Source organism: Pedobacter sp. GR22-6 (assembly GCF_037402555.1).
Lineage (GTDB): Bacteria > Bacteroidota > Bacteroidia > Sphingobacteriales > Sphingobacteriaceae > Pedobacter.
This window is the reverse complement of the sequence record NZ_JBBEUC010000001.1, coordinates 1,246,695-1,272,326: the sequence shown is the minus strand read 5'-3', so window position 1 is coordinate 1,272,326 and position 25,632 is coordinate 1,246,695. Positions and strand designations below refer to the sequence as shown.

At 42.2% G+C, this 25,632-nt stretch carries 20 protein-coding genes; 8 read left to right on the top strand and 12 right to left on the bottom strand.

Annotated features, from left to right (window positions below):
- Both kdsA and recQ read right to left on the bottom strand, forming a co-directional pair.
- A complete protein-coding gene (kdsA, locus tag WAE59_RS05835) occupies positions 1-816 on the bottom strand; it encodes a 3-deoxy-8-phosphooctulonate synthase (RefSeq protein WP_337854996.1) in 816 nt (271 codons plus the stop codon).
- A 15-nt stretch (positions 817-831) separates the two neighbouring features.
- On the bottom strand, positions 832-3,021 hold the full coding sequence (gene recQ / locus WAE59_RS05830) for a DNA helicase RecQ (protein WP_337854995.1): 2,190 nt from the start codon (positions 3,019-3,021) through the stop codon (positions 832-834).
- 89 nt (positions 3,022-3,110) lie between these two features.
- Here recQ and WAE59_RS05825 point away from each other — a divergent pair, with 89 nt between their 5' ends.
- The 3 genes from WAE59_RS05825 (at position 3,111) to WAE59_RS05815 (ending at position 6,531) form a co-directional block, all read left to right on the top strand.
- On the top strand, positions 3,111-4,076 hold the full coding sequence (locus tag WAE59_RS05825; protein ID WP_337854994.1) for a KpsF/GutQ family sugar-phosphate isomerase: 966 nt from the start codon (positions 3,111-3,113) through the stop codon (positions 4,074-4,076).
- Positions 4,077-4,094: 18 nt separating this feature from the next.
- Positions 4,095-5,186 (top strand): mannose-1-phosphate guanylyltransferase, encoded by a 1,092-nt coding sequence (locus WAE59_RS05820; protein WP_337854993.1) that lies wholly within the window; start codon positions 4,095-4,097, stop codon positions 5,184-5,186.
- Positions 5,187-5,256: 70 nt separating this feature from the next.
- The gene (locus WAE59_RS05815) at positions 5,257-6,531 is read left to right on the top strand and encodes an Hsp70 family protein (protein ID WP_337854992.1); all 1,275 of its coding nucleotides are present in this window, start codon (positions 5,257-5,259) and stop codon (positions 6,529-6,531) included.
- On the opposite strand, the gene rlmB is transcribed toward WAE59_RS05815, so the two are convergent.
- A complete protein-coding gene (rlmB, locus tag WAE59_RS05810; protein ID WP_337854991.1) occupies positions 6,528-7,298 on the bottom strand; it encodes a 23S rRNA (guanosine(2251)-2'-O)-methyltransferase RlmB in 771 nt (256 codons plus the stop codon). The two genes, WAE59_RS05815 and rlmB, sit on opposite strands and share 4 nt — an antisense overlap.
- A gap of 210 nt (positions 7,299-7,508) precedes the next feature.
- Here rlmB and dnaB point away from each other — a divergent pair, with 210 nt between their 5' ends.
- A complete protein-coding gene (dnaB, locus tag WAE59_RS05805) occupies positions 7,509-9,083 on the top strand; it encodes a replicative DNA helicase (RefSeq protein ID WP_443147248.1) in 1,575 nt (524 codons plus the stop codon).
- 3 nt (positions 9,084-9,086) lie between these two features.
- Here dnaB and chrA read toward each other — a convergent pair whose 3' ends face one another.
- Together chrA and WAE59_RS05795 are read right to left on the bottom strand one after the other, a co-directional pair.
- Positions 9,087-10,286: a chromate efflux transporter gene (gene chrA / locus WAE59_RS05800; protein WP_337854990.1), complete on the bottom strand. Its 1,200-nt coding sequence runs from the start codon at positions 10,284-10,286 to the stop codon at positions 9,087-9,089.
- Positions 10,287-10,297: 11 nt separating this feature from the next.
- A complete protein-coding gene (locus WAE59_RS05795; protein ID WP_337854989.1) occupies positions 10,298-10,633 on the bottom strand; it encodes a tetratricopeptide repeat protein in 336 nt (111 codons plus the stop codon).
- 155 nt (positions 10,634-10,788) lie between these two features.
- Between WAE59_RS05795 and WAE59_RS05790 the strand changes: the two genes are divergently transcribed.
- From WAE59_RS05790 to WAE59_RS05775, 4 genes are all read left to right on the top strand, one after another.
- Positions 10,789-11,526: an electron transfer flavoprotein subunit beta/FixA family protein gene (locus tag WAE59_RS05790; protein WP_337854988.1), complete on the top strand. Its 738-nt coding sequence runs from the start codon at positions 10,789-10,791 to the stop codon at positions 11,524-11,526.
- 41 nt (positions 11,527-11,567) lie between these two features.
- Positions 11,568-12,539, top strand: coding sequence for an electron transfer flavoprotein subunit alpha/FixB family protein (locus tag WAE59_RS05785; protein WP_337854987.1), 972 nt, complete (start codon positions 11,568-11,570; stop codon positions 12,537-12,539).
- Between the two features lie 47 nt (positions 12,540-12,586).
- On the top strand, positions 12,587-13,201 hold the full coding sequence (locus tag WAE59_RS05780) for a bifunctional nuclease family protein (protein ID WP_337854986.1): 615 nt from the start codon (positions 12,587-12,589) through the stop codon (positions 13,199-13,201).
- Positions 13,202-13,288: 87 nt separating this feature from the next.
- Positions 13,289-14,674, top strand: coding sequence for a nucleoside permease (locus WAE59_RS05775; RefSeq protein ID WP_337854985.1), 1,386 nt, complete (start codon positions 13,289-13,291; stop codon positions 14,672-14,674).
- 61 nt (positions 14,675-14,735) lie between these two features.
- On the opposite strand, the gene WAE59_RS05770 is transcribed toward WAE59_RS05775, so the two are convergent.
- From WAE59_RS05770 to WAE59_RS05740, 7 genes are all read right to left on the bottom strand, one after another.
- On the bottom strand, positions 14,736-15,740 hold the full coding sequence (locus WAE59_RS05770; RefSeq protein WP_337854984.1) for a DUF4973 domain-containing protein: 1,005 nt from the start codon (positions 15,738-15,740) through the stop codon (positions 14,736-14,738).
- Between the two features lie 15 nt (positions 15,741-15,755).
- Positions 15,756-17,843: a RagB/SusD family nutrient uptake outer membrane protein gene (locus WAE59_RS05765; protein WP_337854983.1), complete on the bottom strand. Its 2,088-nt coding sequence runs from the start codon at positions 17,841-17,843 to the stop codon at positions 15,756-15,758.
- A 3-nt stretch (positions 17,844-17,846) separates the two neighbouring features.
- The gene (locus WAE59_RS05760) at positions 17,847-20,981 is read right to left on the bottom strand and encodes a SusC/RagA family TonB-linked outer membrane protein (protein WP_337854982.1); all 3,135 of its coding nucleotides are present in this window, start codon (positions 20,979-20,981) and stop codon (positions 17,847-17,849) included.
- 17 nt (positions 20,982-20,998) lie between these two features.
- Complete coding sequence (locus WAE59_RS05755) at positions 20,999-22,426, bottom strand: IPT/TIG domain-containing protein (protein ID WP_337854981.1); 1,428 nt, start codon at positions 22,424-22,426, stop codon at positions 20,999-21,001.
- Positions 22,427-22,940: 514 nt separating this feature from the next.
- Positions 22,941-24,227, bottom strand: a complete 1,287-nt coding sequence (locus WAE59_RS05750) for a citrate synthase (protein ID WP_337854980.1) — start codon at positions 24,225-24,227, stop codon at positions 22,941-22,943.
- Positions 24,228-24,351: 124 nt separating this feature from the next.
- Positions 24,352-24,891 carry a DUF3347 domain-containing protein gene (locus tag WAE59_RS05745; protein WP_337854979.1) on the bottom strand — a complete coding sequence of 180 codons (540 nt, stop codon included), beginning with the start codon at positions 24,889-24,891 and terminating at the stop codon, positions 24,352-24,354.
- A gap of 164 nt (positions 24,892-25,055) precedes the next feature.
- Complete coding sequence (locus WAE59_RS05740) at positions 25,056-25,577, bottom strand: hypothetical protein (protein ID WP_337854978.1); 522 nt, start codon at positions 25,575-25,577, stop codon at positions 25,056-25,058.
- Positions 25,578-25,632: the final 55 nt, after the last annotated feature.

The window sequence follows — 25,632 nt, the reverse complement described above, 5'->3', positions numbered from 1 at the left end:
CTACAAGACCGCTTTTCTTATTTTAATGAGTTTAACGAGCAACTCCTCCAAGAGATCTAGGTGCAGCATGTTCGCGCCATCAGATTTGGCATTGGCCGGATCAGGATGTGTTTCAATAAACAGACCGTCGGCACCAACAGCAATGGCTGCTTTAGCGATAGTTCCGATTAGCTCAGGCTTACCGCCGGTTACTCCAGTGCTTTGGTTAGGTTGCTGCAATGAATGCGTACAGTCCATAACTACAGGCACACCAAAATCCTGCATTTCAGGCAATCCACGGTAATCTACTATGAGGTCCTGGTAACCAAAGGTGTTGCCCCGGTCTGTCAGGATCACCTTGTCATTCCCTGCTTCTACAATCTTCTCTACTGCGAATTTCATCGATCCAGCAGACAGGAACTGCCCTTTTTTCACATTGACAACCTTACCTGTCGCAGCAGCCGCGACGAGCAGATCCGTTTGTCTGCACAAAAAGGCTGGAATCTGCAAAACATCTACGTAAGCAGCTGCCATTGCCGCCTCTTCGTGTGCATGGATATCGGTTACGGTTGGCACACCAAATGTCTTCCCCACCTTCTCCAGGATACGCAAAGCCTTTTCGTCTCCAATTCCACTGAAGGAGCTTCCTTTAGAACGGTTCGCCTTGCGGTACGAGCCCTTGAAAATATAAGGGATCTCCAGCCGGTCAGTTATAGTCACGATTTTTTCGGCAATGCGCATGGCGATATCTTCGCCTTCAATAGCGCAAGGTCCTGCCATTAAAAAGAAATTATTGGAATCTGTATGCTTTAATTTATCTAATTGAAAATTGATCATTGTGTTGCTAAATAGTTAATTACCTAATTCCGACATGAATTTAATGCGCATCAGCTGAATTTCTTCACGCGAATAGTCGCTTTCGCCCAACTCCTTCAAAGCCTCATCGATGGAGTCATTTTCTGCCGATTGGAAATAATCGAACACCTCATCCTGGCGGTCTTCATCAATGAGTTCATCAACGAAATAACTAAGATTGAGTTTTGTGCCTGAATTCACGATGGCCTCAACTTCTTTCAAGATGTCATCATAAGTAATGCCTTTTGATCTGGCAATATCTTCAAGGCCAATTTTCCGGTCAATGTTTTGTATAATAGAAACCTTCAATTGCGATTTATTTGCCTGGGTCTTGATGATCAGATCAATAGGACGTTCAACATCATTATCCTCGACATACTTCTTAATGAGTTCAAGGAAGGGAGCACCAAACTTTAACGCCTTACCATTTCCTACACCTGAAATCTGCTTAAGCTCTTCCATGGAGATCGGGTAATGTGTGCACATCTCCTCCAGTGAAGGATCCTGAAAAACCACAAAAGGCGGTACATTTTTCTGCTTGGCAATTTTTTTCCTCAGGTCTTTCAGCAATTGCAAAAGCTGGGTATCAAGTGTGCCGGAACCATGCTTTACATCATCTTCATCGTCATCTGCTGCGCTTTCAATCGGTTCATTCAATACAAACTTGAGATTGTATGGGTTATCTATAAACTCATTGCCTGCATTGGTCAGCCCCAGTAAACCATAATTGTCAATATCTTTCGAAAGGAAATTATTCAGTACGGCCTGTCGGATCAAAGACTTCCAGTGATTTTCTCCTTCTACGGCACCTAAGCCAAATTCCGGCAGCTTACTATGCTCATAAGCGATAGTTTGAGCAGTTTCATTCCCCATAATAACGCTAAGAATATGGGTATCGTCAAATTTTTCACCAATCTTTTTGATCAATTTCAATAAGACCATCAGCGACTCTTCTGCTTCAAACTGCTTCTTAGGTTTTTTACAATTATCGCACATGCAATTGCAACCTGTCTCATTGAAGTTCTCTCCAAAATAATGAAGGATCTGCTTACGGCGACAGACAGCAGATTCAGCATAATCAATAACTTCTTTCAAAATCTGGGTACCGATTTCCCGCTCAGAAACGGGTTTATCTTTCATGAATTTCGCAAGCTTATCTACATCTTTTTGCGCGTAGAATGCAATGCAGATACCTTCTCCTCCATCTCTTCCGGCACGTCCGGTTTCCTGGTAATATCCCTCCATACTCTTCGGTATGTCATGGTGGATCACGAACCGAACATCTGGCTTATCGATTCCCATTCCAAAGGCAATGGTTGCTACAATAACTTCGACATCCTCCATTAGGAATTTGTCTTGGGTATCTGCACGTACTTTCGGCTCCAATCCAGCATGATAAGGCATTGCCTTAATGCCATTTAGATTAAGCGTTTCGGCTACCTCTTCTACTTTTTTACGGCTCAGACAATAGATAATTCCCGACTTGCCCGTGTTGTATTTGATGTAGCGGATAATCTCCTTGATCACATCCCGCTTCGGGCGGATTTCATAGAACAGGTTTGGTCTGTTGAAGGACGACTTGAACAGCGTGGCATCCGACATCTGCAGGTTTTTAATGATATCCTGCTGTACTTTCGGTGTAGCTGTCGCGGTTAGTGCAATGATAGGAATACTATCACCCAGCCCTTGGATCACTTGCCTGATCTTCCGGTATTCAGGCCTGAAATCATGGCCCCATTCAGAAATACAATGAGCTTCATCTACGGCAACAAACGATATCTTGATCAACTTTAAAAAATCAATATTATCGGGTTTGGATAACGACTCTGGCGCTACATACAGCAACTTGGTCTGACCATTGAGCAGGTCAGTTTTTACCTGAGTGATCTCAGATTTGTTTAATGAAGAATTCAGGAAATGCGCAATGCTGTCATTTCCGCCAAAAGCCCTCAACTGATCCACCTGATTTTTCATCAGCGCAATCAAAGGAGAGATAACAATTGCAGTCCCCTCTTCCATTAAAGCCGGTAACTGGTAACAAATGGATTTCCCCCCACCCGTAGGCATGATCACAAACGTATTTCTTTTCTCAAGAATATTGGTGATGATGGACTCCTGGTCACCTTTAAAATTATCAAAACCAAAAAAGGTTTGTAAGTTGTCAAACAACGACTTTTTCACATCCATTTCGTGTATAAAATATTCAGTGCTATTTTTACTTCAAAATAACATAATTTTGCATTAATTCAAAGCATCAATATACTAATTAATTCTGTTTGAAAAGTAAAAAATCTATTATAGAGAACGCAGTTAACACGTTACAATTGGAGGCACAGGCAATTCTAAATCTAATTCCTCAGGTAAACGATGATTTCGTTGCAGTGATCGAACTGATTTTAGCAAGTAAAGGCCGCGTTATCGTTACCGGAATTGGCAAAAGTGCCATCATTGCGCAAAAGATCGTGGCTACATTTAACTCAACAGGTACCCCTTCGATATTCATGCATGCTGCAGATGCCGTTCATGGCGATCTTGGCATGATTCAAGCCGATGACATTGTCATCTGTCTCTCTAAAAGTGGAAATACACCTGAAATAAAGGTGCTTGCACCACTGCTCAAGGCATCAGGTAATAGTGTGATCGGCATGGTAGGTCAGCTTGATTCTGAACTGGCACTACAATCCGATTTCATTCTCAACACAGCAGTAGAAAAAGAGGCTTGCCCACACAATCTTGCCCCTACCACAAGTACTACCGCACAGTTGGCTATGGGTGATGCCCTCGCAGTATGTCTGCTACATGCACGTAATTTTAATGAAGATGATTTTGCCAGATATCACCCCGGTGGCTCATTAGGTAAGCGGCTTTACCTTAAATCCGGAGATATCGCGATTCGAAATGAAAAGCCGAGTATCCATCCAACAGCTTCTGTGAAGGACGTAATCATCGAAATCAGCAAAAACCGTTTGGGTACTGTCGTTGTTATTCAGGATGATGTCATTTTGGGGATAATTACTGACGGTGACATTAGAAGAATGCTGGAAAAACATTCTAACTTAGCCGACATCACCGCCAGCGACCTGATGAGCAAAAATCCGAAGCGAATCGATAAGGACATTCTAGCAATGCAGGCACTGGAGCTGATCAAGGAGAATAACATCACACAATTACTGGTGACCGAAAATGATCACTATTTCGGCATCATACATTTACACGACCTTCTACAGGAAGGTATAATTTAAGATACGCGATAACCCGATATGAACGAGAACAATTACGCCTTAATCATGGCTGGCGGAGTAGGAAGCCGTTTTTGGCCTGTCAGCAGAACAGAATACCCAAAACAATTCATAGATTTCTTTGGCGTAGGCAAAACTTTGATTCAAAGCACCTACGAACGCTTTTTAAAAATCTGTCCCGCAGAAAATATTTTCATCGTCACCAATGAGATCTATACTGACATCATTAAGGAACAGTTACCAAATATTAAAGACAATCAGATCCTGGCAGAACCCATCATGAGGAATACGGCACCTTGTATTTCATATGGCTCTACTAAGATCGCCCAACTGAACCCAAATGCTACTATTGTGGTGGCACCATCAGATCATACCATCACCAATCCAGAAGCTTTTGTAGCCGCTATTGAGCAATCTCTGGCAGCTGCGACTGAAAATGACTGCCTCATCACCCTGGGAATTAAACCGAGTAGGCCCGATACTGGTTATGGCTATATCCAGTACACTGAAGAAGCACTGAAGACAGACACTCAAATCCATAAAGTAAAGATATTCACTGAAAAACCAAATCTGGAACTGGCCAAATCCTTTATACAAAGCGGCGATTTCCTTTGGAACGCTGGTATCTTCATTTGGTCCGCAAAATCTATCAATAAAGCATTTTCCAGACATCTGCCAGAAATGCACGAAATCTTCCAGCAGGGCAATAGCCTCTACAATACAAGCAGTGAGCTCGAATTTATAGGAAATGCTTATCAGCAATGCACCAACATCTCCATCGACTTTGGCATCATGGAAAAGGCAGACAATGTGTATGTATTGCCTGCTGATTTTTGCTGGTCGGACCTGGGCACCTGGGCATCTATCTATGATATTGCAGAGCACGACTATGTAGGAAACGCAGTCATCCCGGCAGAAAAAGTGATGATGTTCAATTCTTCTAATTGCATGGTCAATGTCCCAAAGGACAAACTGGTAATCCTCCAGGACTTACACGATTATATCGTAGTGGAATCTAACAATACCCTGCTGATTTGCCCAAGATCTGAGGAACAAAGCATCAAACAAATTGTTGCCGATGTGAAATCTAAATTCGGCACGAAATACATTTAATACCCCATCCTTCAAAGCATAGCGGCTGCACAAAAGAGATTTTGTGCAGCCTTTTTTTACAATACGATACATGAGCAATTTTCTATACGGAATAGATTTCGGAACAACCAATTCCGCACTTTCCATCTATGATGAAGACAAAAAAGAAATCCTTACTACGATTACCGTTCCATCTATACTTTATTTCCAAGAGGAGCAGTCTTCATCTGCTCCTCTAAACTATGTGGTGGGCGACGAGGCCATTGCTGCTTATCTGGAGGATGGCATGAAGGGGCGGTTTATGAAATCCATCAAACGCATACTTCCAAGAAGCAGTTTTATCGAGACGCGGGTACACAATAAAAGATTAAACGCCTCAGACCTGGTCACCTACATACTCCGGGAACTGAAACAACGTGCGGATGCATTTATTGGTCAGGATTGTCGCAAAGCCGTGATTGGCAGACCCGTTTTCTTTGACGACGACAATACAGATAAAGATGCACTCGCGCAGAGAAGACTGAGCAAGGCAGCCGAACAAAGTGGTTTTGAAGAAGTTCGTTTTCAATTTGAACCAATCGGCGCTGCTTTTGCCTACGAAAAAACCATCAGCAAGAGAGAACGCGTATTGGTGGCCGATTTAGGGGGTGGTACTACAGATTTTACCTATCTGATATTAGATCCGGAGAAGGTAGGCAGCAAAGACCGCAGAAATGACATCATTGCTACAGGTGGCATTTATATCGGCGGAGACAGTTTTGATTCGGCCTTCATGTGGGACAAAGGCACCCCGCATTTTGGAAAGGATACACAATATGAAGCAGGACCTGGTAAAATGTTAACAGTTCCGGTATCACTCTTTGCCAACATCTGTTCCTGGGAGCAGATGAACTTCTTCAATGGGCAGAAGATCAAAAATGACATCGACAACTACTATTATTACAGCAAACAAAACCGCAAATTCAAAAACCTCCTGACACTGATCAATAACAACCTTGGTTATTCTGTATTTCAGTCGATAGAACGAACCAAGGTAGAATTGTCCAAGTCTGATCAGTCTGAATTCAAATATGCAAAGATGGATATTGAAATCGACGACAAGATTTCCCTGGAGAACTATAATCAGATCATTGAAAAAGACCTCAATAAGATCAGCAGCTACTTAGACGAATTTTTACAGAATGCCCATATAAAACCAGATGAAATAGACAGTCTGTTTCTGACCGGAGGTACCTCACTGGTTTCAGCCATTCAAAGTCTGTTTCAGGCCAGATTCCCTGATACACCGGTACATTCTGGCGACAATTTCATCAGCGTAGCTAAAGGACTGGCCTACAGCGGCTATTTATTTGAGCAGGAAAACTAATTTTGTGTACGTTGCCTGATGGCTTCATATAGGATTACACCGGCAGATACCGACACGTTCAATGAACTGATCTCTCCGATCATCGGTATTTTTGCCAGGTGATTGGCCATCCGCATGATCTCGTTAGAGATTCCCTCGTCTTCTGCCCCCATCACAATAGCAGTGGGCACAGTATAGTCGGGCACATAAATCAGGTCATTTGTCTTTTCTGTGCAGGCTACGATCTGTAACCCGCAATCCTGTAGAAACAAGGCAGTCTTTTGCAGATTCGGATGCCTGCATACGGGAATAGTAAACAAAGCACCAGCAGAAGTCTTAATTGCGTCTGCATTGATCTGAGCAGAATTTTTGGTCGGTACTACGATGGCATGCACTCCGGCGCAGGCTGCCGTCCGTGCGATAGCCCCCATATTCCTGACATCAGTGATGCCATCCAGGATCAGGATCAATGGAGTCTCCCCTTTTTCATAAATGACTGGAATGATATCCTCAATTTTTTGGAAAGAGATGGATGAAATCACCGCAATCACCCCCTGGTGATTCTTCTGCGTCATTCGATTCAATTTCTCAATTGGGACGTTATGTACAGGGGCATCTACTTCCTTAAGCAAAGCCTTAAGCTCCAGGATAATACCTCCGGTAAGACCGCGCTGAATGTAAATACTTTCAATATCCTTCCCTGCTTTAATCGCCTCTATAACAGCACGAATACCAAATATAAACTCATTATTTTCTTTAGGTCTGCCGGACCTTCTGGAATTTTCCATCTCTCGTAAATTGAACCGCAAAAATACTTCAAAATTTGGGATTAACAGCAGGTATTTTTCCCCTGCGCTATGTTTTTGTTTTTCAACATCTTAATGTTGGAAGTTTTTTAAAATTCAGGATATTGGGCTCAATTTGCAATGATTCCCCAATGTGGGAATGTGCATAAACAAAATAGCGGGGGCGTTTATTTTTAGCTATTTTTGTATCCTATGATGACGGATAACGGTACACAAGGACAGGACAAAGCAAACTTCAGCGCCCGAAAAAACAGACTGAGCAACACCATGAATATGGCAGGACGAATACCTCCTCAAGCTGTGGATCTGGAAGAAGCTATACTTGGTGCTTTAATGCTCGAAAAAGATGCATTATCGACCGTTATCGATATCCTGAAGCCGGAAGTATTTTACCATGAAGGCCATAAAAAAATCTTTGAGGCCATACAGGGACTGTTTCAAAAATCTAAACCGGTAGATATCCTGACCGTTACTTCAGAACTCCGCTCGCTAGGACAATTGGAGATGATCGGCGGTGCCTATTACATCACTAACCTGACCAATCGTGTGGCTTCGGCTGCCAATATCGAATTTCACGCCAGGATCATTTCTCAAAAATATATCCAGCGTGAACTGATCAGGATTTCTTCGGAGATCATCCAAAACGCATACGAAGACACTACTGATATCTTCGACCTGCTTGATCATGCAGAAAAGAACCTCTTCGACATCGCGCAGAATAACCTCCGCAGAGATACCCAAAAAATGGACGAGATCATCAAACAATCCCTGGCCACATTGGAAGAACTGCGCAGCAAAAGTGACGGCTTAACCGGAGTTCCTTCTGGTTTTACCGACCTGGACCGGATTACCGGTGGATGGCAGGCCTCAGATTTGGTCATCATTGCAGCTCGTCCGGCGATGGGTAAAACCGCTTTCGTATTGACCTGTGCGCGAAATGCCGCAGTACAGTTCAAGCGTCCTGCTGTAGTATTCTCCCTGGAGATGTCTTCGGTACAGCTCGTAAATCGTTTGATTTCCGGAGAAGCCGAAATCGAACAGGAGAAGATCAGAAAGGGAAACCTGCAGGAATGGGAATGGCAACAACTGCACAGTAAGATTGGTGGACTTACCGAGGCCCCGCTAATGATTGATGATACCCCGGCATTGAACATCTTTGAATTCAGGGCGAAATGCCGGAGGTTAAAAGCGCAATATGATATACAGTTGATCATCATCGATTACTTGCAGCTCATGCACGGTAAAGGTGAAGGACAAAGCGGCGGTGGTAATCGTGAGCAGGAAATCGGTAGTATTTCAAGGGCACTTAAGTCGGTAGCCAAGGAACTCAATGTCCCGGTACTGGCACTTTCTCAGTTGAGTCGTGCTGTAGAGAGCAGACCTGGTGTAAATGGTAAGAGGCCAATGCTATCCGACTTGCGTGAATCGGGCTCCATCGAGCAGGATGCCGATATGGTACTCTTCCTATACCGTCCCGAATATTATGGCATTACGGAAGATGAGCAGGGACGCTCACAAGCCGGAGTTGGTGAGGTGATCATTGCCAAGCACCGTAACGGTGAGACCGGAATTGTTCCGCTTCGCTTCATAGGTAAATATGTGAAATTTGCCGATCTGGAAGAAGATTTCTCCGCACCAAGTTCATTCTCTATAGAAAGTTCAGGTGCAGGCATGCAGCCTTCTCAGGATTTCGACCGGCCATTAGGTAATGTCATCATCAAGCCTTCGCGTATGGACGACATGCATGATGAGGATGCACCTTTCTAAACTTTACAAAAAGTAACCTAATAAAATACCCGCAAGTACAATAAATGGTGGACTGATCCTGGTAAAATTCAGGATCAGAAATGTACTGATGAGGATCACGATCGCTAGAAAATCCAGCCCAATGGGCTGAACAAGTAGAATGAAAGCAGCGATGATAAAGCCCACACTTACCGCATTAATTCCCGCCAATGAATATTTAATTCTGGCAATTTTCTTCAGGTCTTCCCAGAAAGGTACGATGAATAGTACCAGCAACAGACCGGGAAGATTGATTCCCAAAACCGCAACTGCACCTCCCAGAATCTGCCCTGTCATTCCATAGCCGAAATTCTTCATACTCAAAACTCCTACATAACTCGTAAAAGAAAATGTAGGTCCGGGCAGGGCCTGCTGCAGTGCAAAACCCGACAAAAAGCCCGAAGCATGCAGATATTGCTTCATTTGCACGAACTCTGTAAACATCAATGGAACCAGCACTTGTCCCCCACCAAAAATAAGAATGCCGTTACGGTAGAAATTCTCAAATAACCTGATGGGCAAACTAAAAGGCGAAGTCCTGTTGATAATTGCGCCCAGCAGCGCTAGCAAAAGCAATACGCCCATAAAATAAATGAGCTTTTTACGGTTGATATTGGAGAAAAGACGCACACGGATCGCGCTTTCTTCATGAGGTGTTTCCAGTGCTGAAGAGACCACTCCTCCGATGAGGATGGCCAATGGGAATACATAAGCATTTCGAAGTACTAGGGTTGCAATCACCGCAGAGACAGCCAAAAATACAGAAACCTGCGACACCAACACCCTTTTTGAGAGGTTGTATGCGCCAAACGCGACGATTCCAAGTGCAATGGGCTGTATATATTCCAGAATCTCAGAAAACTTTTGCTTTTGATCGAGTTTTGCAAAACTGATGGCGGCAAAAGTCATCACCGCAGCAGATGGCAGTATCCAGACCAGAAAGCTGAGCAAAGCCAACCGTAGCCCCCCTACTTTATAAGCAATACCTACTAAAGTCTGCGTAGAGGCCGGACCAGGCAAGACCTGCGCCAGCGCATTCAACTCAAGCAACTCCTCTTCAGAGATGAACCTGAAGTCCTTGACAAAATATTTCAGCAACAGGGCCAAATGTGCCTGTGCGCCTCCAAAAGCAGTAAATGTGAATAGGAACACATTTCTGACGAATAAAAGCTGACGTTTGTTCACTTTACAAATTGTTAATCGTCTTCATAGTCCAGGCCTGCAGCCGAATTATATGCCCCCTGCAATTCAGAGAATGCATGCATATCCCGCTTGCCACGCGCAGCAACCATACCTTTCTGGTAAATGTCTAAAGCCAGGTCTTTCTGCGCTGTTTTTTCATAAAGTTTCCCCAAATGATAATAGGTGCCCACATAGTCAGGATGGGCTTCAACCAGTTTCAAATAGTAGTCAAATGCCTTTTCAATGTCATTTGATGAATTGTATTCCGTAGCCAATGCGTATAAAACAAAGGGATCATTAGGATCGCTCTCTAAAAAGTTCAATAACTTATCTATTCGGGTACTTTGCATTTTTAATCCCTGCTTTTTTAATTAGATTTGTAGGTAGTGAATCAATATGTAAACTTACAATATGTAACTTATGAAACCGTCATTCGCCTGCAAAAACCTAAAACAATTGCGGCAAATAATCGCTTCATAAAATTAAAAATCAATTATGTAAACTTATGAAAATACTAGTTTGTATCAGTAATGTCCCAGACACGACGACAAAAATAACTTTTACTAATGATAATACCGAATTCAATACAGCGGGCGTACAGTTTATCGTCAATCCTTATGATGAAATAGCCCTGTCCCGGGCCATTGAATTGTGTGAAGGCGGCAAAGGTACTGTAACTGTAATTAATGTAGGTGAAAGTCAGACCGACCCAACGATTAGAAAAGCACTCGCCATTGGTGCCGATGATGCAGTACGCATCAATGCTGCTCCAAGAGATGCTTATTTCGTAGCCTATCAGATTGCAGAATATGCGAAGACCGTAGATTTCGACCTGATCCTTTGCGGACGTGAATCTATAGATTACAATGGTTCGCAGGTAGCCGCCATGATCGGTGAATTCCTTGACATCCCTTCTATTTCTATCATTAAAAAACTGGATTATGATGGTAGTATCGCAACCATCGAGCGCGAAATCGAAGGCGGCAAAGAAGTCGTATCGGTAACTGGAAAGTTCATCGCTAGTTGTGCTGAAGGTACAGCAGAACCAAAAATACCTAATATGAGGGGAATCATGTCGGCCCGTACCAAACCGCTGCAGGTAATTGAGGCCAAAGAGATCGAACAACTGAGTAAGATCGGACAGTTTGAAACTCCTGCCCCACGTGGTGCCGTCAAACTCGTACCGGCAGAAGAAACAGCCAAATTAATTGACCTTTTACATCAGGAAGCTAAGGTCATCTAAGCCACGGACTTCCCATTCATTTAAATTTTAATTAAGATCCTATGTCAGTTTTAGTATATGTAGAACAAGTAGAGGGCAAGTTTAAGAAATCCGTTTTCGAAGCAGTTTCTTATGCAAAAGCCATCGCAGATCAACAAAACACCAACTTAACCGCAATATCCATCGGCGATGTAGCCGAGACTGAACTCAAAGCCTTAGGCACATACGGTGCATCTAAAGTGTTAACAGTAAGCAATGATCAGCTGAAAAATTTCGTCAATCAGGCCTTCGCCTCTGTGATCGCTGAAGCAGCAGGTAAAGAGCAGGCTGAAGTGGTGGTTTTATCAAATTCCTTCTCAGGAAAAGGTCTTGCTCCCCGTATCGCAGTGAAATTAAAAGCAGGTCTGGTAGACGGCGCAGTGGAACTACCAAAAACAGAGGGTGGTAAATTTGCAGTAAAAAAGACGGCTTTCTCGGGTAAGGCCTTTGCCATTACCGAGCTGAGCTCTACCAACAAAGTTATTGCGCTAAACCCTAATGCTTTTGGTGTAAAAGAATCGGCTACAGAAGCGTCGATTGAAAGCTTCAACCCTGAAGTTAAATCTACTGACCTTTCAGCCATCGTTAAAGAGATTGTGAGGGCCACCAATAAAGTATCACTCCCTGATGCCGAACTGGTTGTTTCAGCCGGCCGTGGATTAAAAGGTCCTGAAAACTGGGGCATGATCGAGGAGTTAGCTAACCTTCTGGGTGCAGCTACTGCCTGTTCTAAACCTGTTTCAGATGCCGACTGGAGACCACATTCGGAACACGTTGGACAGACTGGTATCGCAATTAGCCCCAACCTCTATATTGCAATCGGTATTTCCGGTGCCATCCAGCATTTGGCTGGTGTCAGTTCTTCCAAAGTAATCGTCGTGATCAACAAAGATCCGGAAGCTCCTTTCTTTAAAGTTGCAGATTACGGCATCGTTGGCGATGCATTTGAAGTGGTTCCCAAATTAATTGAAGCGTTAAAGGCACATAAAGGTTAATGATATAGGGTTTTGGGGTCTCGCATCCCAAAACCCTATTTTTTCATATGAAAAAAGTAAAACTAGATATCGTTGGCTTATCTTATAGCCAAACCCAGTCGGGTGCCTACGCACTTGTGCTGGGAGAAGTAAATGGAAGACGACGTTTGCCGATCATCATCGGTGCATTCGAAGCGCAAGCTATCGCCATTGAAATTGAAAAAATGACCCCGAGCAGGCCACTTACCCACGACCTGTTCAAGACGTTTGCCCAAACGTACAACATCCAGATACAGGAAGTACTCATATACAATCTGGTGGAGGGTGTTTTCTTTGCAAAATTGATCTGCACGGACGGTGAAAACACTCAGGAGATCGATGCCCGGACTTCAGATGCAATTGCCCTGGCAGTTCGCTTCAATGCCGTCATTTATACCTACGAATTTATTCTTTCTTCTGCAGGTATCGTCATCGAAGGAAATGACTTTTTATTCTTAGAGAATATGGAAGCCATTCCCAAAGAGCAAGGTACAGAAGACATCAATCCTTCGATACCCAGTTCAAGTTACGCCTCTTTGAGCATGGATGAACTACAGCAAAAACTTCAGGAGGCCATTATAGAAGAGGCCTATGAAAAAGCAGCCAAAATCCGGGATGAGATCAACAAACGAAATTCAGCTTAAGCGATAAAACCATTTGTCTATTAGAATTTATATCAAAATAGTTCTATATTCATTTTTATATACTGGATCAACTTAGATTATTGAACTATGAACGTTAAGTTTCGCTTAACCCTGATGAGCTTTTTGCAATTTTTTGTTTGGGGTGCATGGCTCATTACCATTGCCAACTATTGGTTTGGCACCAAACAATGGGATGGCACGCAATTCGGGGCGATCTTTGCAACAATGGGATTTGCTTCCCTGGTCATGCCAACACTGACCGGTATTATTGCCGATAAATGGGTAAATGCGGAAGTGCTCTACGGCATATTGCACATTTTATATGCAGCCGTGCTCTTCTATCTCCCACAGGTAGATACACCAAATGACTTTTTCTGGGTGATGCTATTGGCGATGTGCTTTTACATGCCCACCATTTCTTTGAGCAATTCCATTTCGTATACCACCTTAAAATCCAGCCAACTGGATGTAATTAAAGATTTTCCGCCCATCAGGGTGTGGGGCACTATTGGTTTCATTGCTGCCATGTGGGCCACCAACCTTACCGGCAATAAAGCTACAGCCTATCAGTTTTACATCGCCGGCCTTGCTGCACTCAGCCTGGGTATTTATGCTTTTACCTTACCAAAGTGTCCGCCACAGCGGTTAATTAACGAAAAGAAATCCTTCATTCAGACTTTGGGTCTCGAAGCATTTAAGCTATTTACTGATTACAAGATGGCGCTTTTCTTTATTTTCTCTATGTTTTTAGGTGGAGCATTGCAACTGACAAATGCCTACGGCGACGTATTCCTTGATGAATTTAAATTATTTCCAGCCTATGCTGAATCCTATGTGATCCGTTACTCTACTATGATCATGTCTATCTCACAGGTTTCAGAAACTTTATTCATCCTCGCTATTCCCTTTTTCCTGAAGCGCTTCGGGATCAAGAAAGTGATCGTAATCGCCATGTTTGCCTGGGTACTCCGCTTTGGATTTTTCGCATTTGGAGATCCGACCACCAATCTATGGATGATCATCATGTCTTGCATCGTGTACGGTATGGCTTTCGACTTTTTCAACATTTCGGGTTCTTTATTTGTAGAGACTTCTACTACACCGAAAACAAGATCTTCTGCTCAGGGTATGTTCATGATGATGACCAACGGCTTCGGAGCTGTTTTTGGAAGTCTGGTATCAGGATGGATGATCGACAAGTATTTTACAAAATCTTATACAGACATCCAGTCGCTCGCTACCTTTGCAAACACAGGCAGCGACAATGGACATTTACTTACTTTCCTGAATAACAAAGGAATTAGTGTATTAGCAGATGGTCATTTGAGCCGTGCTCTGGATGTTAAAGACTGGCACAGCATCTGGCTTTCTTTCACAGCTTACGCTTTGATCATCACAGTAGCCTTTGCCATCATGTTTAAACACAAGCATAACAAAGCCGAGACCGCCGCGATCGAAGCTATGAATCACTAGAATAAAAAAGCCTCTGTTGAATGAACAACAGAGGCTTTTTACTACCATTCTTTATTCCTTATTACCATTGAATCTGCTGATCTTCATTTGGGATCAGTGTATTGATATCGCGTTGCATAGACAAAGTTCCTTCCACTCTGTATTTTAAACGCTGTCCCGGTATTGTAGTGTAATCCTCAAACTGATATGATAGAAAAAGGGTTATGTAGATATTTTTCAGATAAGGTTTTGTTGGATTTTTTTCCTCATTAATAGTATAGTAAGACTGCTCCCCTACTATCTTAAACTTATTTTGACTTGCATTATCACTCCAAATTTCCAGCTTTCTTTTTTGAAGATCTATACGTTCATCAGTAAACCTCATCATTACCTTGTACAGGTGGCGATCTATATAATCGATATCCCTCGTACCTGCATAAGCGAAAATAGTCTTATTATCTACCACGAATGTTCTGTGATTATTTAACGTTAGTGGTTCTGTATCGCTATCTAAGTAAATTTTGTACAATGTACCACCGTATGTACCCGAATAATCATTGAATGGTGTGATATGTAACATCGCCCTCCTATATTGCTGATTTGGGTTCGCTTTGTAATCATAGGAAGGATCATTCAGAATTTGCAGTGGTAAAACCCATTTCTCCACTTGGTCTAAGTCGTCTAGGCTAAACTCTATAGGCAAAGTAACCGTAGTTGCACCTTCCGGAATCGTGACCGTCTGAGGATAACTGTAATATTTTGGATCTAATTGCTTAAAATATAGTTCCTTTCGATGTCCATACTGCTCGCGGTTTAACCTCGCTAAGGTGTCAGGATCTAGCCCAATATGGATGGTACGGGCCTTACTGTTTGGGATCGAACCACTCATGATAATTGGCAACTCGTACCTTACTTTACCTTGAGGGGTATAACGTAAATACGTTGAAGTAACCCCTTGGTTACCAGGAACTGCCTTGAAAGATGCCATCTGTTCAAATTGCTCTTTATCTTTCCACTCATCTTTACAAGATGTTATGGAGCTGGCCAAGGTCAGTATTACAAATAATATATATATATGCGTTTTCATTTTTGCTAATTTAAATTACTCGGGTCTTGTCCATCCTGGGTTTTGAATCAGGTATTTATTGCGCCTCAACTCATCATGATGAATTGGCCAAAACCACATTTTTGTTGTAAAAATAGATGGTAACGAGGGCGTCTCTACAGGCTTATGAAAAAGGTCACGCTGATCTTTTGTAGCATACGCATTATTTCCATATACAGGAGCTGACTCTTCATCCGGTGCATCTGTCCATCTTCTCAAATCAAAGTAGCGTTGTCCCTCGGCAAATAACTCAATCTGACGCTCTCTTTTGATTTTAATCCGGAATTTATTCTGATCAGCGTACACATCCGCAGGATAGTCGGCCAACCCTGCACGAATTCTTACCGGATTAGTTCCTTTTTTAATTTCCACAATATCCCTTGATATTACATGTGTTTTGCTCCCGTCCCATGAAGGAATGTTGTGTGATGCATTCAACTCATTTAGTGCCTCAGCATACATCAGTAAAACATCTGCATAGCGTATTGCGGGATCAACCTTATCTTTTGTTCGGCTTCTATCATATGATGTAACCGCTGTATTACTAATATCGTCAGGATGGACGTACTTTTTAATACCAAAACCAGTGCGAGTCCAGTAGCTCGTATTCTTATACCCATTTGGATCACCCCTATAGTAAAATACCTGCACATTTGGTTTCTCATCGCTCGCTGGGTTTGCGTTTAACAGATGCCAGGTAGAGCCGTTATAAGAAACCGATGCGTAAAAACGGGGTTCACGCTTTGCATATTGTTTACTTACATTTGTGCCTAACGGGCCAAGCTCAGGATATTCAGGCAATTCTGAAGTTGAGACGTAACCTGATGTACGCGGTTGTGTATTTGTCCTTCCCTGATAGTTTGCTCTTCCTGCATACATATCATTCATCCCTGGAACATCACTACCATCGTTCATGTAATAGGCGTCTACTTGCTTCTGTGTCATACCATGGGAATTATATCCCTTACCTTCTAAGCGTGGTAGCTGGTGTATTACCATCACATTTATTCCTTCCCCACCTTGATTCTGTCCCCGTGTAAAAATCAGCTCTGAATTTTGTGAAGCAGGAACAGTCCCATTAAACAGTGACCTGTAAGACTCAAAAGGATCAATATCAGCCCATCCTGAAGGCCAGTTAGCATTAGAAAAATTATTATCTGGTGGAGGTGTAACTGTTATTGGATAGGCAATGTCACCAGCTGTTCTTTTATAAGCTACGTGCAATTGGTAATATCCCAGGTCCATCACATCTTTGGCAGCAGCCGCTGCTCTCGCCCATTTAGACTCATCATAAGTTGACGAAAGCAAATGCTTCCCATCCTGATTCACCAACGATGCCGCAATTTCAGCAGGAGCTTTCCCGTTAGCTAGGGGGCTGGCACCATACAATAACACCTTCGCCCTAAGTGCCAACGCAGCTCCACGTGTGGGACGCACTATTTGTTGTATAGACTGCTGCATGGGAAGTGACCTGGCTGCCTCTACCAGTTCATTTGATATATAGCTAACACATTCTTCGTACGAATTTCGGGCTTGTGCGACCTCGTCATAGCTATCTGTATAATCGATTCCTTTATCAGGTACAATGGGCACCGGACCATAGGTACGCAGCAGTATCCAATAGTAATATGCTCTCAGGAAACGTGCCTGTGCCTTCATACTAGCAATCTCTGTCGAAGAAAAGACCTTATTCACATCAATGTTTTCAAGAAAAATCGAGGCTTGCCTAATTCCTTTATAACAAGCTTCCCATATTCCCTTACTTTCTCCACCCAGCCCATTCTCCGAATACTGCCCGTATTTCCACCTTCTATACTCATCGTTTTCATCGCCGTAAAACATATCGTCTCCAAAATTAAATGGAACCGTTTTTTTACTGGCAACATCTTGTAACTCGTTCGTTCCCAAATAAAAGTAAGCTCTTGCTAACCATCTATTCGCGTAATCTGGATTTGTAAAAACTTCTTCTGTAGTGAGCCGCTCATCGAACAGGTAATCCGAATCAAGGTATTTTTTACATCCTCCAATGATTATTGTAGATGTTAATAGGCTCGTGATTAACACTATTTTTGTTCTATTTCTCATTGCTTATAAATTAACTTGTAGTCCAACTGATAATACTTTAGATAATGGATAATCTTTACCATCCGAGCTACCCAACTCCGGATCCCAAAGCTTGAATTTACTGAATGTAAGCAAGTTGGTCCCTATAAAGAAAAGCCGAACATTATTAACATGAGCTCTGTTTACTAATTTCTTAGGTAGAGAATAGCCCATGTCCAGGGTTTTTAAGCGAAGGTAGGAGCCATCCCTTAACCAAAAAGTAGATGCACGGTTATTGTTGCTGTTATTATTGTAGGTTAAGCGCGGGTACGCCGCATTAGGATCTTCATTCTCCCCTAGCTTCCAACGGCTGCCTTTAGCCATCTCATCTAAAATATTCCCCCAGTAACCCGAACTGAACATGTTCACCGTCGAACCACCGATAAAGTACGTCGACTCCCCAGAACCTTGAAATAGAACGTTTAAATCAATTCCCTTCCAGCTCACAGATGCACCGAACCCATAGATCATATTGGGGCGTGTCGTGGCGCCGATCGCCACAATATCAGTGTTATTAATGATACCGTCTCCATTGACATCCTTATATTTGATATCACCCGGCATGACTTCTCCAAAGCTTTGCTGCGGACTATTTCTTATATCATCGTAATCCTTGAAAAGTCCTAAATGAATCAGTCCACGTGCTTGGTTGACCCGATGTCCTTCGTCCAATCGATAACCATATATCGTATTTTCTTCATCCCTTTCAATAATCTTACTTTTACTATAAGTCAAATTACCACGTAGCGTAAGATCTACAGTTCCCAACTTCTGCTTCACCAAGATGTTGCCATCAAATCCCTTTGCCGTCACCTCTCCAACATTGGCAGAAGGGTTGTTCTCTAAACCTACAAATCCTGGAAGAAATTCCCGGGGCATATAAATCCCTTCTCGACGTTCAGAGAATAAGTCGAAAGTACCGCCAAATCTATCACCGAAAAAAGAGAAATCAATTCCTAAGTCTTTCTTAGTCGCGATCTCCCAACTAACTGTAGGAGAAGCTACTGATGAATAACGAATACCATTCCAAGGACGGTCAGTTGACTGATAGTCTGCAAACTGATATCCCCCCGCCGGTCTTGGCGTACCGTCTGGATACAATAGTATGTTTCCATTATCATCCCTTTGGTACATTTGTTCAAGGGTGTATAAGTAGGGAAAACGCGTACCCATTAGGTCGTTTCCAGCTTTACCATAGGAATAACGAACTTTAAACATATTTACCCATCCTAGATTCTTTATGATCTTTTCCTCGCCAATATTCCATGCACCAGAAACTGCGGGAAAGAAACCATACCTGAAATCCTTATGGAAGTTTTCAGAACCTGTACGGCCGAAATTAAAGTCTACAAAATACCGTGATTTCCAGTTATAAAAAACACGTCCTGCAAAACCTTGATTACGACGAGCAATTCCATTCTTTAAATCTTCACCAAGATTCTGAGTAAAAACTCTTGCATTTTGCGAGTATCTCGCTACCCCTCCGAAATTATGATCTGCGAAAGTACGATTATAGTGCAATTCCCATTCGAAAAACTCCCTTTTCTCGCCATCTGATTTCGAGGTTTGCTTCATCTCCTGTTGCTCCGCAACGCGTCTAAATACTAAATCTCCATTCGTTCGATAACGTTCGATATCCCAAAGCTCAGGTTGCTTATATCTATTAATTGAATTATTGTTATAGGTATCGTATCCAAATCGCCCAATAAACCACATCCCCTTCGTGACAAAATCAAGCTTCTGCTCCAGATTCAGAGTAGTTTGAATGTTATTTTGCCAATTTTCGTTATATCCCGTCATCGTACCCTGCACCCAAGGATTGAACCGATCCTTATCATTGTCTTTATTACTATCTCCATCATAATCAGCGGGAATTCTTCCATTGGAATACACCAGTGGGGACATTATTGGATTATACCCCATTAAAGCGGTCCAAATAGCATTAGATCCAACTCCGGGATCATTCTGCTTTCGCAAAGAACCAGAAACTTGCCCGGTCAGTAGCGTAGTTTTTGTCACATCCATATCAACACTCAGTCGATACGTATATCTATGGAAGCTCGCATTTGTTTTATAACCCTTTAAGGATTCATCCACCTTGTACATCCCCTCTTGATTCTGGTATCCACCAGATATATAGTATCGAGCGGTTTTACCTCCACCTCGCAAATTCAATACACTACGCTGGCTACTTGAACCATTCCTAAGTAACACATCCATCCAATCTACGTCAGGAAGAAGATCTCCATCTAGACCTAGGCGAAGTATTTCCAATTCGGTTGGCGAATACAAAGGCTCCTGGTTTCTGGTAATCTTCGCTTCATTTGCCATAGAAGCATAAGTATATCCGTCCGCAAAATTAGGTAGCTTAGTAAGTCTACTGTAAAAACCTTCTACCTTGGCATTAATTTCTACCTTACCTTCCTTACCCCGCTTCGTCTTGATCAATACTACTCCATTGGCACCCCTACTACCATAAATGGCAGTTGTAGAAGCATCTTTCAAAACGCTGAAAGACTCTACATCCTCTACATTTATCTCATTGATATCTCTTTCAAAGCCATCGACCAATACTAGAGCCGCATTACTAGCTCCAAATGTTGAGATACTCCGAATCCAAAATTCAGAAATGGATCCCGGCCGACCTGATGTCTGCATTGCTAAAACACCGGGAACTACCCCCGCTAACGCATCTACCATAGATGTACTCGGGCTTGCTTTTAATTGCTCAACATTAACCGTAGTGATCGCCCCAGTCACCGAAATCTTTTTCTGTGCACCAGTCGCTGTGATCACAACCTCATCTAATGCACTGGCATCCATTTCTTGCAAAGTGATGTTCACTACACGCTGTTCCTTAACCAAAATCTCTTGCTTTTTATAACCAACATAACTGAATACCAAGGTTTGAAAAGCAGGCATTTTTATGCTATATTTTCCATCAGCATCTGAGATGGCTCCTAATCCAGGCATGTTAGCTATAGAAATGCTGACACCCGGAATAGGTAATTTGCTCGCATCCGTAATGACTCCCGTTACAGTTACCTGCTGTTGCGCAAGTGTCTCAAAGGAAAGCCCAAATAATGCGATATAGATTAGTAGAATTAATTTCTTCATCATTAAGTTTAGGTTATTAATTATTCTTCATTTGCTATTTTCCGAATTAGCCAATTTCCGGAGTCACCTATATAGAAACATTTTTTTTGATCGTCATAAGCTATGGCCTGCGGCAAGTTAAACCGCGCTTGTGTCCTTAAATCACCATTTGCATAGCCACTTGTTCCATTATTCCCCCGTCCTGCAAATGTGCTCACACGCCCCTCGGGGTTTAAGGAACGTATCGCGTGGTTACTTCGGTCACAGAAGTAAAAGTCATATTGATCGCCCCCTGCCTGCTGATAAGCTGGGTTCTTTACAAATACGCCTTGAACCGGTTGGTTTAATCTTGCAGAAGTACCCACTCCATCTGCGTAGCCACTGGTACCCGCAGCCCCGCAAACGGTATAGGGAATTTTAAAGGTTTTGTTTGTACGATCATAATCGGTACGCATGATGAAATGCCTGTCATATTGGATCAGGTAGGCATAATCCCCGGTAGGGTGAACGACCATATATACCGCAACACCACTGTATGGATTTGAGAAAACTAATTTGTCTTCTTTTGTTTGAAAGTCATATCGACGGATATCACCTGCTCTGAACCTGGAATAATACAATTCTCCGTTCTGTGGATGAACAATCGTTCCATTAACACCTCTCGCGTATGGTCCTATAGCAGCATTTTGAGTGAAATTCGATTGTCGCGAGAAAACATAGTTGCCATATCTCGTATCACTGGAATGATTATGGCAAACGATCATGTCTTTATCTCCGTCAATTTTCCAATCCATCACAGAAACCCTATCAAAACCGGTTCTAAAATAACTGACATATTGTTTATCAAAGTCAATTAATCGAGCACTGTTGTAGTTTGCTGTAAAATATAGCTGGTTTGAATTTTTTGGATCGAAGGAAAGCCATAGGATATCTTTAAAAGCCCCGCAGTCATTAAATGGGCCTTCTTTTTCAACGAAATCTGTTGCAACAGGAAAATATTTTCCTAAAAAGGTTGATACTAATAATTTTTTGGTGTAGGAAAAGTTTTCTTTCGACTCTGCTTTGGCCAACTCCTCTTTGTTGTCGTTGAGCACACTAACTTGTATATCTCCGTCATATGACTTTTCTGGGACGATGCAATAGAGGCTGTTGCCTTTTACGCCAATAATTTTAGCAGGCATACCTCCAATAGTCACTTTAATTTTAGAGATATCGGCTCCGAAATTTTCTCCATAAACGACCAAGTTGGTTCCCGCGCCTCCAGCCTTGGGAGTAAAGTCTGTTACTACCACGGGCTTATCGGGATCAAAATCAATTTGTTCCTCTACGGCATCACTTTTACAATTCATCAGAAACACAGAGATCAATCCGAGTAACAGCCAATGGAACCGCCAGGGCATTAAATTGCTTTTTGTTCTCATATTTATATTTGGTTTAAACCGACGGACGTCGGAATATTCTACATTCAATTATTTATCCCTTCTATGGGATTCCGCTAAGATCTACCGACCTCCGGACTCGCTCCCATAGCTTATCAGCCGTCTGAAATGAATACTTTACTGGTCATACTATAAAGTTTATGATTTGGTTATTATTTGATTATGAACTGAATATGATCATCAACGAAAATCGATGCTAAAGATTCAAGCATATCGGCGCTCTAGAGGTAGCTAGTACCTAGGCGACAGGAAATATGTAATACAGCCTATTAGCTGCAAACAAATAAATTAAATGAGTAAATGTATTTTCATGTGGTGGGTTTACACTGCAACGCGTTAAAGACGTAACTGAAGCGTCCGCAGCTGGTTAATATTTGGTTTATTGAAACTCAAATTAAAGGATTCTCAGCTGTAAAATTTGTTCAACTTTTTGTCGATTTGTCTCAAACACACTCCATGATGGAAATAAAATATAGCATATACAAAAACAAAAAAGCCGGTCTGCAATTATGCAAACCGGCTTCTCTACAAGAAATATAATGGATTACCTGGTGGTAATGTCCTGAAACTCTCTGTCCGTATGTCCCACATAAATCTGACGTGGGCGACCAATTGGTTCTTTGTTCTCGTGCATCTCTTTCCATTGTGCAATCCACCCTGGCAGACGACCCAGTGCAAACAATACCGTAAACATATCTGTTGGGAAACCTAAGGCCCTGTAGATAATTCCCGAATAGAAATCCACATTTGGATACAATTTACGCTCTACAAAATATGGATCGCTCAATGCAGCTTCTTCCAGTTTTTTAGCGATCTCCAAAACAGGATCGTCAATACCCAATTTTTCTAAAATGTCATCACAGGCTTTTTTAATGATCTTGGCCCTTGGGTCAAAGTTTTTATATACACGGTGTCCAAAGCCCATCATGCGGAAAGGGTCGTTCTTATCTTTTGCTTTGTTGATCCATTTTTCAGTATCGCCACCATCTTCCTTAATGCGCTCCAGCATTTCAATTACAGCCTGATTGGCACCACCATGCAGCGGTCCCCACAAAGCAGAAATACCTGCTGAAACAGAAGCATACAGGTTACAATCCGAAGATCCAACGATCCTTACCGTAGAAGCCGAACAGTTTTGCTCGTGATCTGCATGCAGGATCAATAAAGTATTCATTGCATTCACAACTACGGGATCAATATCGATCTCTTCAGTACGCTGACCGAAGATCATATTGATGAAATTACTCACGTAATCGTATTTGTTCTTAGGATAGATCAGTGGATGACCCAATGATTTTTTATAAATAAACGATACAATCGTAGGGAATTTTGCCAGCAACTTGATCATCGTCTGGTCCATCGTCTCTTCCGAAGAATTCGCAACCAGCGATTCCGGATAGAAAGTAGACAAAGAGCACACCAGGGAGGCCAGTTGAGCCATCGGATGTGATTTAGACGGATAACCATCTAAAAACTTCTTCATATCCTCATGGATCAGCGTATGCATCCTGATCTGCGATTGAAATGCATTCAATTCACTCACATTTGGCAAATTTCCATAAATCAGCAGAAACGCAACTTCCAGAAATGTAGATTTTTCCGCCAATTCTTCAATTGGATAACCGCGATATTTTAAAATACCTTGTTCTCCGTCCAAAAAAGTAATAGCGCTTTTTGTCGATCCGGTATTTTTAAAACCAAAATCTAAAGTGATGTGACCGGTTAAATCTCTAAGTTTAGAAATATCAATAGCCTTCTCCCCTTCTGTACCTGTAATAACCGGGAATTCGTACACCTTCCCGTCAATCTTAATTTCTGCGATCTCTGACATATATATATTCTTGTATGTATAATAAACAAAACTAACTAATCCATCTTGGATTAGCATTTAATCAACTATAACAAAGCTGTTAAATTATTATTAATTGTGGGTCAAATTCCCGTAAGAATACGGTTTATTGAGCTGCTGTTTTAATTTCGTCAATCACAGCCCCACATTCCATCATTTCATCCCCATAATAAGGATTTTGGATTTTCTTTTCTGATGCCAACCACTCTCCACCATCACCGTCATTGGCCATAGGGCAGCGTTGTACATAGATAGCGCCTTTTTTTAGATCAGCATGCTTAAATAAAGCAATTACATCCGAACTCAGTGATGTAAACTCTTTCCTTTGCGCTGCAATGTCTTTCGCCCCGGCTATTTTCCCTGCCAGTAATGCAGTATTCTCACAACCTTTATAACCTTCCAAACTGATCTTCAATGTAGCTGCCGCTGTTTTAGCAGCTTCAAATTCAGTAGCTACCAGGGCGTTCTTCAATAGAATATATCCGTCATAGATACTTTGTACCTTTGTGTCCTTCAATTCGATTTCAGCAGTAGCAGATTCCTGAGCGACAGCAACCGTGCTGTCCGAAGCCACCTTGCTCGTCTTTTCAGCATTCGTACAAGAGAAAGCAATTAGTATTACCCCCGCGGCAATATATCTTTTCATAGTTTCTATTTGGTTTTTTGAATAATTATGTTGTAAGCTTTTAAAATCAGTGCCCAATTCGGGCTATTCTCAGTTTTTTGGTTAAAATACCATTTTAATTTTAAATAAAAAAGAAGGCCCCCGATTTTTTCGGGGGCCTTCCTATAATATAAGCAGTTACAGTATTATAATTTGAAACCATAAGCCAGACGCAACGCGAACTGACCATTATAAGGCTGGTAAGTGGTTGAAGTCGCATCTTGCTTGTAACCTTCATATCTTGCACTGATATCCAAACCATTGTTCCAGGCATAACCTAAACCTCCTGACCAGATCAAAGAAGTTTTAGAACCGTCTTTGATACCGAAACCAGCACCTGCTTCACCTAATAAATAAGTGCCACCGATCTGAGGGAAGATTTTGATACCACCTTTGGCAGGAATGAAATCATAATCCGCTACATTATCTTTGCCCATCAACCTGGTATAACCACCACTCGCTGTCAATGACAATTCCTTAGAAAGGTCAAACTGGAAACGAAGATCTGCACCCAAGCCATATTCAAAAGGAGAACCATGATCTGCCACTCCTCCACTTACTCCTATTCCTAAACGAACTCCGGTTGCTCTTTCCTGTGCCTGAACACCAGTAGTTGCAAATGTAACCAGAACTGCTGCAGCTGCAAATAATTTAGTAATTGTTTTCATAATTGTAATCTTAAGATTGTGTGTTTAATTTATTGTATTTTTATGAACCTACGAA